Below are 15360 nucleotides of genomic sequence, written 5' to 3'. Positions count from 1 at the left end.
TGTCAATTATCCTTTAGAAAGACCAAGGAATTGTTTAAGAGATCGTATCCGGAGGTGCTATGGGTAGTTTGAAACTGAAGGTAGAACCTTTCCCTTCCTCCGAGTTCACCCAGATGGTACCTCCCATGGCGGTGACCATACCTTTACAGATCGAAAGCCCTAACCCGGTGCCCGGCTGGAATTCGTTCAATTGCACGAATCGTTCGAAGATATGTCCCAGTTTGTCCTTTGGGATGCCGTTACCTGTATCGGACACGTAAAATTGCACGCTGACCGGATACAACGATTGGTATCCGAAATGAATTTCTCCTTTCTCCGTATATCGGAGGGCGTTAGAAAGTAGTTTTTTCAAGATAAGCATAAGCTTATGTTTATCCGTGTGAAGAGATACGTTTGGAGAATCATCCAAGATTAACCGTACGTTTTTGGATATGTGGGGAGAGGCGTATTCGTATACATCGTGCATGATAGCGAGCGGATTTACATCCTCATATGACCAATTGATCGTATTGGACTCGATTCTGGACATCTCGAGCGTGTCATTGATTAATTCGAGCAAAGCCGTGTTATTTTCTTTAATCATGGAAATATACTGTTCACGCATTTCCGGATCATCTTCCAGTCCTAACATATCGGAGAAGCCGACGATGGCATTTAGCGGAGTCCGGATCTCGTGCGTCATATTTGCCAGAAACGTAGATTTCAATAGGGAAAGATCCTTGGATTTCTGATGATCCGCGATAGCTAGCTCGTCGTTTTCCTTTTCGATAATGCTACCTATAATGACATGTGGGGTGCCGCTTTCATCAATATCCATGCTTTTACCCGATATTTCATACATCTTATAAGTCCCGTCTTGATTCCTCAGGTGGAAGGTGACGTTGTGAGACGATAATTTCTCGTCCCGGATTTTATTGAACAGATAGAAGAAATCCAAACTATCCTCGGGCTTACGTACGGATGATAAAGCCCTGCATATAAACCTGTTTTTATCTAATAGAGTATTGGTCGTGCCGTAGAATTGAAAACAGCGGTTACAATGCTTTTTGTCGCAAGTGGAGAAACGGTCGAAGCTGAATGAGTAAGCGGCTAATTTACCGTCTTCCAACGCTTGCCGCATCAATATCCGGCTCTCGTTCAATTGTCCCATCAATAGTTTATTTTCCCTGTCAGTTTCTTTTTCTCCCTGCTGCGTAAGCCAAAGCGTATACCCGCTAAGCCCCTGTTCATCGGTATAGATGGGTTCTACTTTAAACGTGACGGGCTCTTCGCATATAATTGCGTCACCTTTTCTTAAAGATGACTTCAAGGAATCGGTTAGTACGATGTTATTAAATAGATGTTCTATAATAAAGTCATGCTTATCTGCCAAGGAAAAATGAGCGAACATCGCCTTATTCAAGTCTATCAGATTTCCTTCCGTATCATAGATAGCCCCTCCTAAAGGACAGGAATAGAATGTATTTGAAACTAAAGTATTGAAAATATTTGAATCTATTACTGTTGACATTATTCGTTTAGATTTAAGTGTTGTTCTAGAAGAAAGAGACAGGCGAGTTCCTATATTCTCGTCTGCCCGTCTCCTTCTATGATGTATTTATAAGTCGTTAATTCAGGAAGCGCCATCGGTCCCCGGGCATGTAGCTTTTGGGTACTGATTCCGATCTCCGCCCCGAATCCGAATTGGGCCCCATCAGTAAAGGCGGTAGATACATTTGCGTATACGCAAGCGGCATCTACCAATTGCTGGAAGCGCCGGATAGTTTCCGGATCTTCGCTGATTATGCTTTCGCTATGTTTTGAACTGTACCGGGCGATATGTGATAGAGCCTCGTCTAAAGAGGATACGGTACGGATACTCATTTTGTAATCGAGGAACTCGGTACCGAAACTGTTTTCGTTAGCCTGTTGTAAAAGCGTCTCCGGATAATGTTCGGATAGAGCGGCATAAGCCGGTTCGTCCGCATAAATGATTACGTTGCTGTCCGGAAGCTTTCCACAGATATACGGAAGATCAGATAGACGTTCTCGGTGGATGATTAAGCAATCCAAGGCATTACATACGCTGACCCTCCGTGTCTTTGCGTTATTTACGATCTCACGTCCCTTGCCTTTATCTCCGGAGCGATCAAAATAGGTATGACAGATACCAGCGCCAGTCTCGATCACCGGAACTTTCGCGTGTTCCCGGACGAAGTGAATCAAGGAACTGCTTCCACGAGGAATGATTAAGTCAACCAAGCCGACCGCTCCCAGTAATTCCGCCGTAGCCTCTCGATCCGGAGGTAGTAAAGTGCATACCGCCGGATTTATACCCTGACGCTCTAATACAGAATGGATGATGCGTACCAAGGCTCGGTTAGAGAAGTCCGCATCCGATCCACCCTTTAGCACGCAAACATTACCGCTTCGGAAACATAAGGAAAAAACATCGAAGGTAACATTCGGACGAGCCTCATAGATCACACCGATCACCCCGAAAGGCACGGTTACTTTTCGGATAACCATTCCGTTCGGGCGGGTAGTCTCGCTCAAGACCTTATTTAATGGAGAAGGTAATGTCGATACATTCTCCATATCGGCGGCGATACCTTGTAGCCTTTCCTCTGTCAATTTCAGCCGGTCGTATTTCGGGTTCGCTGGGTCCATACGTTCCAGATCTTGGCGATTCGCGGCGAGTACCTCCTCCGTATGAGTCCGTAGAACCTGCGCTGTCTCCTTTAAGATCCCGATAATCGTTTGATCCGATAGCGTTATCAATTGTTTAGCCGCATCCGATGCCTGTCGCAGCATATCTTTTACATTCATACTTTTTAATCCAAATATAGATAATCATAATGTATAAGCGGTTTTAAATCCCGTTGCCCTATTTGCTTACGTGCTTCCTCGCTGTCATAGGCGGTACAGCCTACGCCGATTTGCACGCCTTCCTCATTCATTATCTTTACGATATCATCTTTTTCGAAATCACCCTCGATGCGGGTTACTCCAACCAATAATACGCTAGTCGCTTTCGGGGCGGTCAATGCCTCCTCGGCTCCTTTATTGATATGTATTTCCCCTTTGGCGAAACCCTCGGAGTGGGCGATCCATTTCTTTACGCTGCTGACGGGTTTCGAGGCCGGAATGAAACGGGTGCAGACCGTGTCGCTATCCACCGCCAATAACATCGGAAGGATATTATCCTTTTTGCCGTTGGCGATGATAACCGCAATACCTTCGTCTGCCACTTTTTGGGCGATATGACATTTCGTCAACATACCTCCCCGTCCAAAGGATGATTTGCTAGTCTGTACATATTCCGACAAATCTGTTTTCCCACATTCGATTTCCCGGATCACGGAACTATCCGGGTCCGACGGATTTCCATTGTAAATCCCGTCTATATTACTAAGAATCACCAAGGCATCCATTCCCATCATCGTAGCGATCAAGCCGGATAACTCATCATTATCCGTGAACATCAGCTCGGTTACGGATATCGTATCATTCTCATTCACGATGGGGATCACCTTGTTTTCAAGCATTACCTCCATGCAATGCTTCTGGTTTAGGTAATGCGTACGACTCCCGAAATTCTCTTTTGTAGTAAGCACTTGCCCGCAAGTCATGCCATGCTCCCGGAATAACTCGTAATACCGGTTGATCAACTTGGCCTGTCCTACCGCCGAATACAGTTGCCGGGCTGATACGGGATCCAGCTTTTTGCCGGCCTTTATCTCGCTTCGTCCGGAAGCCACGGCACCGGAGGAGATCAAGACGATCTCCATACCTTGCCGATGCAAGTCCGCTACTTGGTCAACCAACGCGGACATGCGGGTAATATCTAGCGTCCCATCCTTGCGGGTCAGGACATTACTTCCTATTTTTACAGCGATCCTTTTCAAGAAAGTTATGATTTATTATTTATTATCTTTATCCCGGATCTCTACCCGTCGGATCTTTCCGCTGATTGTTTTCGGCAGTTCGTCCACGAATTCGACAACACGGGGATATTTGTAAGGAGCGGTGACACGTTTCACGTGATTTTGCAATTCTTTGATCAAGGCATCACCCGCTTTATCCTTATAGTCCTTCGCCAATACGATCGTGGCCTTTACTACCTGTCCGCGGATCTCGTCGGGGACACCGGTGATAGCACATTCCACTACCGCCGGGTGAGTCATCAAGGCACTTTCCACCTCGAACGGCCCGATACGATAGCCGGAACTCTTGATCACGTCGTCCGCGCGGCCAACGAACCATAAGTAACCATCCTCGTCACGCCAAGCCACGTCTCCCGTGTAATACAGGCCATCGTGCCAAGCTTCCCGGGTACGTTCCGCGTCCCGGTAATATTCCTTGAATAACCCGATAGGCTTGCCATTTGTTGTGTGTATCACGATCTGTCCTTGCTCGCCATCCTCCGCACGGCTTCCGTCCGGACGCAATAAATCGACATCGTACTGCGGGTTGGGAACACCCATAGAGCCCGGTTTCGGCTCCATCCACGGGAAAGTGGCGACTGTCAGCGTAGTCTCTGTCTGGCCGAAGCCTTCCATCAATTTAATGCCGGTCAACTTATAGAACGTGTCGAACACGGCGGGGTTCAAGGCCTCGCCGGCGATCGTGCAATATTGAAGGGATGATAAATCGTATTTAGTCATATCCTCACGAATTAAGAAACGGAAGATCGTAGGAGGAGCGCAAAGCGAGGTGATCCGGTAATCCTGTATCATCTGCAACATATCAGCAGGCGTGAATTTCTCGTGGTCGTAAACAAATACGGTCGCTCCGGCGATCCATTGCCCATATAGCTTACCCCAAACCGCCTTGCCCCAGCCTGTATCTGCGATCGTCAGGTGAAGGCTGTCTTTATGCAAGTTGTGCCAGAAACTACCAGTCACGATATGCCCCAGCGGATACGTAAAGTCGTGGGCCACCATCTTGGGGTTTCCGGTCGTACCGGAGGTGAAATACATCAAAGAGATATCGTCATTGCTATTCGGGTGAGACGGGCGGACGAAAGGAGCGGCGTTTTGGATACCCTGTTGGAAATCCTCGAAACCTTCCGGTATTTCCGGCCCTACGGATACGACTCTTTTTACGGTCGGTGAGTCCGGCAAAGCCTCTATGATATGTTTCGTTATCACTTCCTCTCCGGCGCAAACGATCATCTTGATATCGGCGGCATTTGCACGATAAACGATATCTTTCTTGGTCAGTAAGTGTGTAGCCGGTATCACGACAGCCCCTAATTTATGCAATGCGATGATAGAGAACCAGAACTCATAACGGCGTTTGAGTATCAGCATCACCATATCGCCATGTCCGATCCCCAAGGATTGGAAATAAGAAGCCGTCTGGTCCGTATACCGTTTCAAGTCGGCAAACGTAAAATCAATATGCTCTCCATGATCGTTTGTCCAACATAACGCTTTCTTATCCGGTTCTTCCTCTGCCCAAGCGTCTACCACATCATATCCGAAGTTGAAGTTCTCCGGTACCTTGATCTTGAAGTTTTTAATAAAATCCTCTTGCGACTCAAACGTCGTTTTATCTATAAATCTTTCTAACATGCTGTTGATCGTTTATAAAATGACGGCCAAGAAACTGACCTTTTCCCCATCCAGCGCTTTCATACCGTGAGGAAGCTCTGAGTTAAAATAAATACTATCACCTTCTTCTAAGATAAGATCTTTATTGTTGATCTGTAGTAACAGACGTCCTTTTAATACCATATTGTATTCTTGCCCCGGATGGGAATTGAGATACATCGGCTCATCCTCTGGTTTGGGATGTACGGTTACCAAGAAGGGGTCCGCTTTACGTCCGACGAAACCGGCGGCCAATGATTGGTACTTATAGGCTTTCGTACGCTCTACGGCAACACCTTTTCCGTTACGAGTAATAAAGTACGTACTCATTTTAGGCTCGTCGCCAAACATCAACGTGGTTAATTCTACGCCATAAGCCTGTGAGATCTGATGCAATACGCTAACGGAAATATCAACCGTGCCGCTTTCCAGCAGCAAATATTGCTCAGTCGTGAGGTTGCAGACCTTTGCCATTTCTTCCGGCGTAATCTCCAGTGCGTCCCGTAGTCCGGCCAGACGCTCCGCGATTTGTTGTATCTGTTCGTTCATTTTGCTGAAGTTATTGTATTATGTCGCTCCAAAGATAGGAATAAAAAGCAAAAAGAAGGTGAAAGCCCTTGTTTTCTTTTCTAATTAACAGGTATGGCTTGTTTTTAATACAAATGACGCAGATAATACGGATAAGAATAGCAAATCCGTGTCATCTGCGTCTGAAAGATAAGCATCTAATACTTATTCAGCATTTTTCTTTAGCCATTCTAACCGGCGCTGATCCGGGAGGTGTTTTACCTTGAAATGCTCGAATGTCACATTAAATCCTTTCCCGTCGGGACAAGCGGCCATAAACCCGACTTGTACGGGGATATTGTCTTGTAGCCAAGCGTTACGCATAAGGGTGTATTCCTTATCATCGAATGAGTAGAAGATCTCCACGGCGTCCAATCTCCGGACTGCTTTTATCCATACATAAGGGATCGCTTTGTCTAAGGTGATAACGCTCCAATCGGAGGTCTTATGCGTAACGACCGCACTTAGGTTATATTTACCATCCACGAATTCTATGCCAGCTTTTATATAATTTTCATGATTGATACGAAGCATTAGGCCGGCTTGGTCAAAACGCTGCTTGTAATCGCCGGTTATCTTGACTTTCACTTCGAATTCACCCCCATAAGTCGCATAATAAAAAGGAGCGTCATCTACCGTAAACCCGTAATGGGAAATCCTCCAATAGTCGCTTTGGGGAGTGACCTGCATGGAAAGCGACTTGTCTTTAATCTCCCATTGTTCCGGCTCGTTGAACCATTGCATCTTATCCAATGATTGCGCCCCGCAAAATTGTAAAGAGGCGACAATAACAAAACTCAGTAATACTAATTTTCTCATTTTACTTCTTATTTCTTATTTTGATTCTTTCTATTCCCGTAAGAGGTTAATGTTATTAACCTTACCTCCGCAAAGGTAACGTGTTATTATAGATCGCGCAATGATTCTGAGATTTTATCTAGGAAGGAAAAGTAAGGGTTAATGTGTTTTTGTCTATTCGTATTTGATGACCTCGACCGGACAGCTTTCGGCAGCCTCTTTAATACCCGCCTCGAAATCATCGAAATTAACTCCTTCGTTTACACGTGAACGATCTGTAACAGTGAATACTTCCGGGCAAATGCCCTCGCATGTACCGCAAGCGATGCAATCCTCCTCAATCCAAACTCTTTTAATTGCCATAATTTTATTCCTTTAAGATGATTAATATGTTAATGTAACAAACAACTTTCGCGGATTGTTTTCGGGAGAGGTCTTTTAGATCATTGTATAGACCGTGAAATGAGCTTATCTTTGGTTGATATATATTAACGTTTATACGCCACTGTTTTAAAATAAATTTGCTACGTTTACAGCAGAAAGTTTCATTGAATAACCATTTAAAAAATCTGAAGTATTATGGATAATGCTATTTTTAGATTTCCTAAACCCATTAATGAGCCGGTAAAAGCGTATGCTCCCGGATCAAGTGAAAAAGCATCCTTAAAGAAAGCGTTGGCGCAGATAAGTTCCGAGGAATGGGATATTCCTCTGGTAATTGGCGGAAAAGAGATCCGTACGGGTAATACCGGTAAGGTCGTTATGCCTCATGATCATCATCATGTATTGGCTACTTATCATAAGGCGGGCGAGAAAGAAGTACAAATGGCTATCGACGCCGCCATGAAAGCGCATAAGGAATGGTCAGAACTTCCATGGGTGGAACGTGCGTCTATTATGCTTCGTGTAGCTGAGTTGTTGGCTACGAAATATCGTTATATCCTGAACGCTTCGGTTATGTTGGGACAGAGCAAGAATCCGTTCCAAGCGGAGATCGACGCTCCCTGCGAATTGATCGATTTCTTGCGTTTCAGTACCTTCTACGCTAGTCAAGTATATGCCGATCAACCCTATTCCGAGACGGGTATATTGAATCGTATGGAATACCGAGCCTTGGAAGGTTTCGTGTTCTCGCTCACGCCGTTTAACTTTACGTCGATCGCTTCCAACCTGAATATGGCTCCGGCTATGATGGGTAACGTGGCGGTATGGAAACCGTCTACTACGGCGATCCATTCGAACTATTTCTTGATGAAGGTTTTCCAAGAGGCCGGTTTGCCCGATGGCGTAGTGAATTTCATCCCGGGACAGGGTAGCGTGATCGGTAAGGTGATTACGGGTAGCCGTGATTTGGCAGGATTCCATTTTACAGGCTCTACCTCTACGTTCAATACCTTATGGCGTCAGATCGGAGAGAACTTGGGGCATTATAAATCTTATCCAAAAATCGTAGGCGAGACAGGTGGCAAGAACTTTATCTTCGCTCATCCTTCCGCTCCGGCGTTGGATGTGGCTACCGCTATCGTACGCGGTGCGTTCGAGTATCAAGGGCAGAAGTGCTCGGCGGGTTCTCGGGCCTATATCCCGGCTTCTCTCTGGAAAGAGGTGAAAGATTACGTGGGCGATATGCTGAAAGAGATCAAGATGGGTGACGTGCAGGATTTCACGAACTTTGTCAATGCCGTGATCGATGAGGCTTCGTTCGATAACATCATGAGTTATATCGATTATGCGAAACAGTCTCCGGACGCAGAGGTTCTTTTTGGTGGTAACGGGGACAAATCTGTAGGTTATTTCGTGGAGCCAACGGTTATCCAGACCACGGACCCGATGTTCAAGAGCATGGTAGAGGAAATCTTCGGGCCGGTGATTACGATCTACGTATATGACGACGCTAAATATGAGGAGACTTTGGAACTTTGTGATCGTACTTCTCCGTACGGATTGACGGGTTCTATTTTCGCCCGTGATCGCTATGCGATTGATAAGGCATTCAATACCTTGCGCTATTCGGCCGGTAATTTCTATATCAATGATAAACCGACCGGCGCCGTGATCGCCCAGCAACCGTTCGGCGGTTCCCGTGCGTCTGGAACGAATGACAAGGCCGGTGGCCCGTTGAACTTGATTCGTTGGACGAATCCTCGTTGTATCAAGGAATGCTTGGTTCCTCCGACGAGCTACGGGTATCCGTTCTTAGGTGAGAAATAATTGTCATAATTAAGAAATACCAACTGATTGTGGGGGAGACGGGGCGTGCCCCGTCTCTACGCTATGACGTTACCTTTATCTACATACAATATGTTAGACTTTAACAATACCGAGATCGCTTTCTCGTCGAAGTCGCGGGGAGAACTACAAAATGCTTACTGGCTTTTTAATACGATAAAATATCCTTGGTTGGTAAAATGCGCTAAAGTAGCCACGAGTATAGCCTTGAAAATACATTTCCCGCTGGCTTGGGCGGTGAAGCCTACCTTATATAAACAGTTCGTTGGGGGAGAAACTTTACAAGACTGTTCCGCTGCCATCAACCACTTGATGAAATACAACGTGAAATCGACGCTCGATTATTCGGCGGAGAGCGAGCAGACCCCGGAGGGCATACAGGCGACTTTCGAGGAAACCTTGCGCTCGATAGATTTTGCGAAAGGAAATACGAATCTGGCCTATGCCGTATTCAAACCATCCACGATCACGACCGATGAGTTACTGGCCAAAGCTTCCGAGAAACGGGAAGAGCTTACGATAGACGATGTCCGGCATTTTCGCGAGTTCTGCGAGCGTTTTATGGCGCTTTGCCAACGGGCTTACGATAACGACGTACGTATTTTAGTGGATGCGGAGGATTATTGTTTCCAAGATGCCATTGATGCGTTGACCGATGAGGCGATGCGTAAGTTCAACAAGAAACGTGCGATCGTATTCGCTACCTTGCAAATGTATCGTCATGACCGGATGCCTTATCTGCGTCGTATCTACGATGACGCCGTGGCGAAAGGTTATATTGCGGGCGTGAAATTCGTGCGCGGGGCTTATATGGAAGCGGAGCGTGCCCGTGCGGCGGCGTTGGATTATCCCGATCCGATTTGTAAAGATAAGCAGGCCACGGACGAGAATTATGATGCGGCGGTCCGTTTCACCATGGATCATTTAGATCGTTTTGAGATGTTTATGGGAACTCATAATGAGGAGAGTAATTATAAGTTGGCGCAATTGATGGACGAGAAGGGGATCGCCCGCGATGACTCCCGTGTTTTCTTTGCGCAGCTATTGGGAATGAGTGATAATATTTCCTTCAATTTAGCCCATGCGGGATATAACGTAACCAAATACGTACCGTACGCCTCGGTAAGGGATGTACTGCCGTATTTGATCCGGCGTGCGGAAGAGAATACTTCTGTCGCGGGGCAGACCAGCCGGGAACTCCGGATGTTGGAGATGGAAATGACTAGGCGGAAAGAACATAAACCTGCCGAGGGCAGGTAAAGTAGTTTGTCAGCATATTTCGGGGCGTATTGGTGCTGGCAAACTACTTTGTCTGCCTATTTTTATTTACTGGCCTTCAGTCCCCGGATCACGGAAGAGGTAAAACCGGAAAGTTCCATCTCATTTAGACCCTTGATCGTGATTCCGCCCGGAGTCGTTACCTTATCGATTTCCATCTCCGGGTTACTTTTGTTCTCGAGCAACAAATCAACGGCGCCTTTCACGGTATGTACCACGATCTCTTGCGCTTGTTTCGGATAGAAACCCAATTCCACGCCGCCTTCTATCGCCGCGCGGATATAACGCAAGGCGAAAGCGATGCCGCTGGAAGCCAATGCTGTTCCTGCGCCCATCAACCGTTCTTCTACCAACATGGCGTTGCCAAGCTCGTTGAAGATATGGATGATTAGATCCGTTTGCTCCTTGGAGGCGTTGCGGGCGGAGACGAAAGTCATGCTGCTCATCACCTCGATAGCCGTGTTGGGCATAATCCGGAAGATCGTGGGAGTAGCCAGACAATCGAAGTCCGTGTTCTTGGTCAAATAAGTATTTAACAGATCAAAAGTCACGCCAGCCGCTACGGATACGATCATTTGTTTCTCGAAGTCGAGCACCGACTTAATCTCATCTATAATCATTTCTACACGCCAAGGTTTAACGGCGATTATAATGATATCAGCGTTTCGTGCCGCTTCCACGTTATCATGGGTCAAGATAAAGTCCGGATCGATCTTTCTCATCTTCTCCAAGGTCTCGTCCGATTGGGCGGTACAAGTGATATCAGAGGCTTTGAACATGGTTCCTTTCGCTAAACCTCGGGCGATCGCTCCACCAATATTACCCGAACCGATAATAGATATTCTCATTTTGCAGATAATTAGTTATATATTATGTTTCCTGAGGAGGCAAACTTAGATAAAATATCTCAAATACGTACGACTTTGTAGGGTTAGCTACGGATAAAAAACTTACATTTGCGGGTGATACGGACTTAATACTAATATTAATATAAAATTTTACATGAAAAAGACTATTCTAGTTTCAAGCATGCTATTCGCTCTGACGCTGTCCGCTACGATCCAAGCGCAGGACACGGAGAAGAAAGAGAGCGAGGAGGGATTCGTGTTCACGACCGTGAAAGAGAACCCGATTACATCTGTTAAGAACCAAAATCGTGCGGGCACGTGCTGGTGCTACTCCTCATACGCTTTCTTGGAGTCTGAGTTGCTTCGTCTGGGAAAGGGTGAGTATGACTTATCCGAGATGTTTACGGTATATAACACCTATCTGGATCGTGCCGATGCTGCCGTGCGTACGCATGGGGATGTGTCGTTCTCGCAAGGTGGATCTTTCTATGACGCGCTCTATGGAATGGAAACATTCGGCTTGGTTCCGGAAGAGGAGATGCGCCCGGGCGTAATGTATTCCGATACGTTGAGTAACCATACCGAGCTTTCCGCCTTGACCGACGCTATGGTGGCCGCTATCGCCAAAGGAAAGTTACGCAAATTGCAGTCTGATGAGAATAACGCCATGTTATGGAAGCAGGCGGTCGCTGCCGTACATCAGATCTACTTGGGGGTTCCTCCTGAGAAATTCACGTATAAAGGGAAGGAATATACACCGAAATCTTTCTTCGAGTCTACAGGTTTGAAGGCTTCGGATTATGTCTCATTGACTTCTTATACGCATCATCCGTTCTATACCCAGTTCCCGCTAGAGATTCAGGATAACTGGCGTCACGGTATGTCGTATAACTTGCCGCTGGATGAGTTTATGGAGGTCTTTGATAACGCGATTAATACGGGGTATACGATCGCTTGGGGTTCCGACGTGAGCGAATCTGGTTTTACTCGTGACGGAGTGGCCGTTATGCCTGATGATGAGAAGGTACAGGAGTTGAGCGGTTCCGATATGGCTCATTGGTTGAAATTGAAACCGGAGGAAAAGAAGCTGAACACAAAACCGCAACCTCAGAAATGGTGTACGCAAGCAGAGCGCCAGTTGGCTTATGATAATTATGAGACGACCGACGACCATGGTATGCAGATCTACGGTATCGCCAAAGATCAAGAAGGTAACGAGTATTATATGGTAAAGAACTCTTGGGGAACCAACAGCAAGTATAACGGTATTTGGTATGCTTCCAAGGCGTTTGTCCGTTATAAGACCATGAATATCGTGGTTCATAAAGATGCCCTGCCTAAAGCGATCAAAGCCAAGTTAGGTATCAAATAACCGATCTGCCAAGGAGGGTTCAAATAAAAACTAAACCCCGATAGCTTCCGGCGATCCGGTAAGTCTATCGGGGTGATCTATATATACAAAGATGTGCTGCCTATAAATTTATTGGACAAGTCTTAGCGTGTAGTTAAGATCTGCCGCCGCTTTTTGCAACGCGTCGTTCATCAAGGTCAAGTTATCCCCTTCTACTAGGAAATAGATGACGGGTTCGCCATCACTGGGAATCAACTCGTAGATTACTGCGCTAGCGTCATCGGGAGTTCCGTGCTTTACTTTTTGTTTACCGGTTGTAATGGCTTTCTGAGGAGCTTTCTTCGCCGCTCCGGTACTTGAGGCTACTGCTTCCGGTACGGTATAAAGAGCATCCAACTCGAATACGCCTTCCTCGTCTGCGTTATCTTGTTGATAATACAAGGTTAAGTCATAATCTACGTTCACGCTATCCGGAGAAGTCAGGGTTCCCTTATACTTTTTTTGGATAACCGGTCCCTTTTTAGGATCAGCCTTCAAGGAATCCCTCATATTCACGGGCTTTGCCGGTTGGGTCGCCTTAACAGAATGGATCAGTGGCAAAGACGGAGCGTCCGGAGCCGCCGACATTATGGCGAATTCTTCTTCCTCTACTTCTACGGGTACATCCTTTTGGGCTTGCTTCCCGCTACATGCGGCCAAAAATGCCATAGCCGCTACTGCGATAAAATACTTTTTCATTACCATTATTTATTTTATTAGTGACGTTTGGACATATAACATAAAATCCCCCACGATTTGTTTCGTGAGGGATCATTTTTAACTATTTACCGTGAAATATTTATTTCTTGGAAGGCTCTACCCAGTCATCCGGATAGGGAGCGGTCGGGATCGTGGAAGCGCTTCCGTCTCGTCCGGCGAAATAGTGCGGTGACATGATCTCTACGCCAGCCTCATTGAATACGTCCTGTATGTTTTGATGCAGGTCGGAATAGATATCTCCGAGTTTATCGGCGTCCTTTATATAAGCGTTGATTTGATAACAGGGATAGTAATCGCTTAGTTCGGTCTCCAATACGAAAGGCTTCGGCTCTGGCAATACCCCGGTGGTCTGGCGGGCGGCATTGATCAATAATTGATGAACTTGCCGCCAAGGTACGTCGTAGCCGATCGTAACCGTGCTGTGGATGATTAATCCGTATTGCCGTGCGGATACGCTATAATTTGTTGTATGGGAGGACATGATAAAGGAGTTCGGGATGGTCACTACCTCATTCTTAGGGGTACGTAAACGGGTTACAAACGGAGTCTTCTCGATCACGTTGCCAGTCGTCTCGTTTAGTTGGATACGGTCACCCAATTTAAAGGGCCTCATATAAGTAATGACCAGCCCTGCGATGATATTTCCGATCACCGTACTGGAACCCAACGATATGATCAAACCGACAAATACGGATATGCCTTGAAATACCCCCGAGTCCGATCCCGGCAGATAAGGATAGATCATGGCGATCATAAAGGCGTATAGCAGGAAACGGATGATATTAAACGTCGGTTGCGCCCAATCCGGGTAAAAACCTGATATTTTCAGGTTCTCGCTCTCTATCTCGTTGGCTATGTATTGGATTCCTTTTACGATGTATTTGATGCAGTAATAGATCACCAAGATGATAAACAAGTTCGGAATATAGGAGGCTACCGATTTAAAGATCATCTTTACCGGCTCCAACAAATAGGAGAATATCTTCAAGGCTAGATCTTCTGTTTGCGGGAAGATAGCGAAAAGGATCGGTACACTGATGGTTAATTGGATTAGTAACACGATCCATCGTATTACGTTGGTGAAAAACATCAATACACGTCCTTGGCGATGTGTGTTGAGAAATTCATAATCCCGGATGGTAATAGATCTGAGTCGGTTCTGCTTTAACCAGATAATTTTCCTGCGTAGCTTCTTAAACAGATAGTTGGTCAGCTTAAACAGGAAATATTGGATGATAATTACGAGGATGAACAATAATACCCGTTTCGCTATCTGCAAGATACTATGTTGCTCCCTTAACTCTTGTATCTTGTTTTGGATAATCGGTTGATATTGTTCAGCGAGGGCTATACGACTGAGATTTTGCCATAGGGCATCTTGATCGGTGATACTTAGGATAACCTTGTCTCCGTACATGATATCCGTTACGTATTCGCTGTCATAGATATAGATGGAATCCTTCTTCAAGGAATGCGAGGTCCCGATCTTTACCATGATATTGAGGATGTCCTCAGCCCGGTCAACCGGGGTGCGGCCTCCGCGCTTGGCGTAAAGGTGAAATAAGGTATCCCCCTCCACGACTACAGGTACGCCGGGAGTCAGTGCCCGAAGGGAATCGATACGGTTTCGTTGCTCGGACCTTTTTAGGGAGTCGGCGGTAGCGTTGCTGTTTTTCGTGCTTTCCAGCTCGTCTTTCAGTAAGATCTCGTTTAGTTTCATCTCTTGCAACTGGAGGGCTAGCTCCTGCATCTTGATGGAATCCTTCCGGTGCTGCTCATCGAGCGAAAGCGTATCGGTTGGGGTAACTGGTTCCTCCGGATCATTGCCTAATGTCGTAGACAATAGTTCTTCGGCCTTTTCCCTTAATTGGGCGTTGGACACCGTTGGCAGGAAACTGATTCCTGCCAAGATCACTAATCGCAATAAAAATTGTTTCATCGAATCGTGGATTAA

At 46.2% G+C, this 15360-nt stretch carries 13 protein-coding genes; 3 read left to right on the top strand and 10 right to left on the bottom strand.

The window, feature by feature from the left end; all coding sequences use genetic code 11:
* Positions 1-34 precede the first annotated feature (34 nt).
* The 7 genes from NBH07_RS07930 to NBH07_RS07900 all read right to left on the bottom strand — a co-directional run bounded on the left by NBH07_RS07930 (position 35) and on the right by NBH07_RS07900 (position 7304).
* Positions 35-1510: a sensor histidine kinase gene (locus NBH07_RS07930; protein WP_009018022.1), complete on the bottom strand. Its 1476-nt coding sequence runs from the start codon at positions 1508-1510 to the stop codon at positions 35-37.
* A 50-nt stretch (positions 1511-1560) separates the two neighbouring features.
* Positions 1561-2808 (bottom strand): glutamate-5-semialdehyde dehydrogenase, encoded by a 1248-nt coding sequence (locus tag NBH07_RS07925; protein WP_005867252.1) that lies wholly within the window; start codon positions 2806-2808, stop codon positions 1561-1563.
* Positions 2809-2813: 5 nt separating this feature from the next.
* The gene (proB, locus tag NBH07_RS07920) at positions 2814-3887 is read right to left on the bottom strand and encodes a glutamate 5-kinase (protein WP_005854230.1); all 1074 of its coding nucleotides are present in this window, start codon (positions 3885-3887) and stop codon (positions 2814-2816) included.
* Positions 3888-3902: 15 nt separating this feature from the next.
* Positions 3903-5558, bottom strand: coding sequence for an AMP-binding protein (locus NBH07_RS07915; protein ID WP_009018023.1), 1656 nt, complete (start codon positions 5556-5558; stop codon positions 3903-3905).
* Positions 5559-5570: 12 nt separating this feature from the next.
* A complete protein-coding gene (locus tag NBH07_RS07910) occupies positions 5571-6125 on the bottom strand; it encodes a helix-turn-helix domain-containing protein (RefSeq protein WP_005854235.1) in 555 nt (184 codons plus the stop codon).
* Positions 6126-6308: 183 nt separating this feature from the next.
* Entirely contained in the window at positions 6309-6962 is a 654-nt protein-coding gene (locus NBH07_RS07905) for a DUF1349 domain-containing protein (RefSeq protein ID WP_005854236.1), read from the bottom strand.
* A gap of 153 nt (positions 6963-7115) precedes the next feature.
* The gene (locus NBH07_RS07900) at positions 7116-7304 is read right to left on the bottom strand and encodes a ferredoxin (RefSeq protein WP_005854237.1); all 189 of its coding nucleotides are present in this window, start codon (positions 7302-7304) and stop codon (positions 7116-7118) included.
* A 216-nt stretch (positions 7305-7520) separates the two neighbouring features.
* Here NBH07_RS07900 and pruA point away from each other — a divergent pair, with 216 nt between their 5' ends.
* Positions 7521-9152, top strand: coding sequence for an L-glutamate gamma-semialdehyde dehydrogenase (pruA, locus tag NBH07_RS07895; RefSeq protein ID WP_005854238.1), 1632 nt, complete (start codon positions 7521-7523; stop codon positions 9150-9152).
* Between the two features lie 90 nt (positions 9153-9242).
* Positions 9243-10430 carry a proline dehydrogenase family protein gene (locus tag NBH07_RS07890; RefSeq protein ID WP_009018024.1) on the top strand — a complete coding sequence of 396 codons (1188 nt, stop codon included), beginning with the start codon at positions 9243-9245 and terminating at the stop codon, positions 10428-10430.
* A 62-nt stretch (positions 10431-10492) separates the two neighbouring features.
* Here the strand turns inward: NBH07_RS07890 and proC are convergent, their stop codons facing one another.
* Positions 10493-11296, bottom strand: coding sequence for a pyrroline-5-carboxylate reductase (gene proC, locus NBH07_RS07885; protein WP_005867255.1), 804 nt, complete (start codon positions 11294-11296; stop codon positions 10493-10495).
* Between the two features lie 154 nt (positions 11297-11450).
* Here proC and NBH07_RS07880 point away from each other — a divergent pair, with 154 nt between their 5' ends.
* Complete coding sequence (locus NBH07_RS07880; protein WP_009018025.1) at positions 11451-12668, top strand: C1 family peptidase; 1218 nt, start codon at positions 11451-11453, stop codon at positions 12666-12668.
* Between the two features lie 108 nt (positions 12669-12776).
* On the opposite strand, the gene NBH07_RS07875 is transcribed toward NBH07_RS07880, so the two are convergent.
* Both NBH07_RS07875 and NBH07_RS07870 read right to left on the bottom strand, forming a co-directional pair.
* The gene (locus tag NBH07_RS07875; RefSeq protein WP_005854244.1) at positions 12777-13385 is read right to left on the bottom strand and encodes a hypothetical protein; all 609 of its coding nucleotides are present in this window, start codon (positions 13383-13385) and stop codon (positions 12777-12779) included.
* Between the two features lie 100 nt (positions 13386-13485).
* Positions 13486-15345 (bottom strand): mechanosensitive ion channel family protein, encoded by a 1860-nt coding sequence (locus NBH07_RS07870; RefSeq protein WP_005854246.1) that lies wholly within the window; start codon positions 15343-15345, stop codon positions 13486-13488.
* Positions 15346-15360: the final 15 nt, after the last annotated feature.

Origin of the sequence: Parabacteroides sp. B2-S-102 (genome assembly GCF_023656665.1) — a bacterium.
Classification (GTDB): domain Bacteria; phylum Bacteroidota; class Bacteroidia; order Bacteroidales; family Tannerellaceae; genus Parabacteroides; species Parabacteroides distasonis.
The sequence above is the reverse complement of the archived record's forward strand: the minus strand, read 5'-3'. Positions and strand labels throughout refer to the sequence as shown.

What these genes read in the sequence shown, in the direction of transcription:
- NBH07_RS07930 (WP_009018022.1), bottom strand. Translation starts at nt 1,510, where the DNA reads ATGTCAACAGTAATAGATTCAAATATTTTCAATACTTTAGTTTCAAAT.
- NBH07_RS07925 (WP_005867252.1), bottom strand. Translation starts at nt 2,808, where the DNA reads ATGAATGTAAAAGATATGCTGCGACAGGCATCGGATGCGGCTAAACAA.
- NBH07_RS07915 (WP_009018023.1), bottom strand. Translation starts at nt 5,558, where the DNA reads ATGTTAGAAAGATTTATAGATAAAACGACGTTTGAGTCGCAAGAGGAT.
- NBH07_RS07910 (WP_005854235.1), bottom strand. Translation starts at nt 6,125, where the DNA reads ATGAACGAACAGATACAACAAATCGCGGAGCGTCTGGCCGGACTACGG.
- NBH07_RS07905 (WP_005854236.1), bottom strand. Translation starts at nt 6,962, where the DNA reads ATGAGAAAATTAGTATTACTGAGTTTTGTTATTGTCGCCTCTTTACAA.
- NBH07_RS07900 (WP_005854237.1), bottom strand. Translation starts at nt 7,304, where the DNA reads ATGGCAATTAAAAGAGTTTGGATTGAGGAGGATTGCATCGCTTGCGGT.
- pruA (WP_005854238.1), top strand. Translation starts at nt 7,521, where the DNA reads ATGGATAATGCTATTTTTAGATTTCCTAAACCCATTAATGAGCCGGTA.
- NBH07_RS07890 (WP_009018024.1), top strand. Translation starts at nt 9,243, where the DNA reads ATGTTAGACTTTAACAATACCGAGATCGCTTTCTCGTCGAAGTCGCGG.
- proC (WP_005867255.1), bottom strand. Translation starts at nt 11,296, where the DNA reads ATGAGAATATCTATTATCGGTTCGGGTAATATTGGTGGAGCGATCGCC.
- NBH07_RS07880 (WP_009018025.1), top strand. Translation starts at nt 11,451, where the DNA reads ATGAAAAAGACTATTCTAGTTTCAAGCATGCTATTCGCTCTGACGCTG.
- NBH07_RS07875 (WP_005854244.1), bottom strand. Translation starts at nt 13,385, where the DNA reads ATGAAAAAGTATTTTATCGCAGTAGCGGCTATGGCATTTTTGGCCGCA.
- NBH07_RS07870 (WP_005854246.1), bottom strand. Translation starts at nt 15,345, where the DNA reads ATGAAACAATTTTTATTGCGATTAGTGATCTTGGCAGGAATCAGTTTC.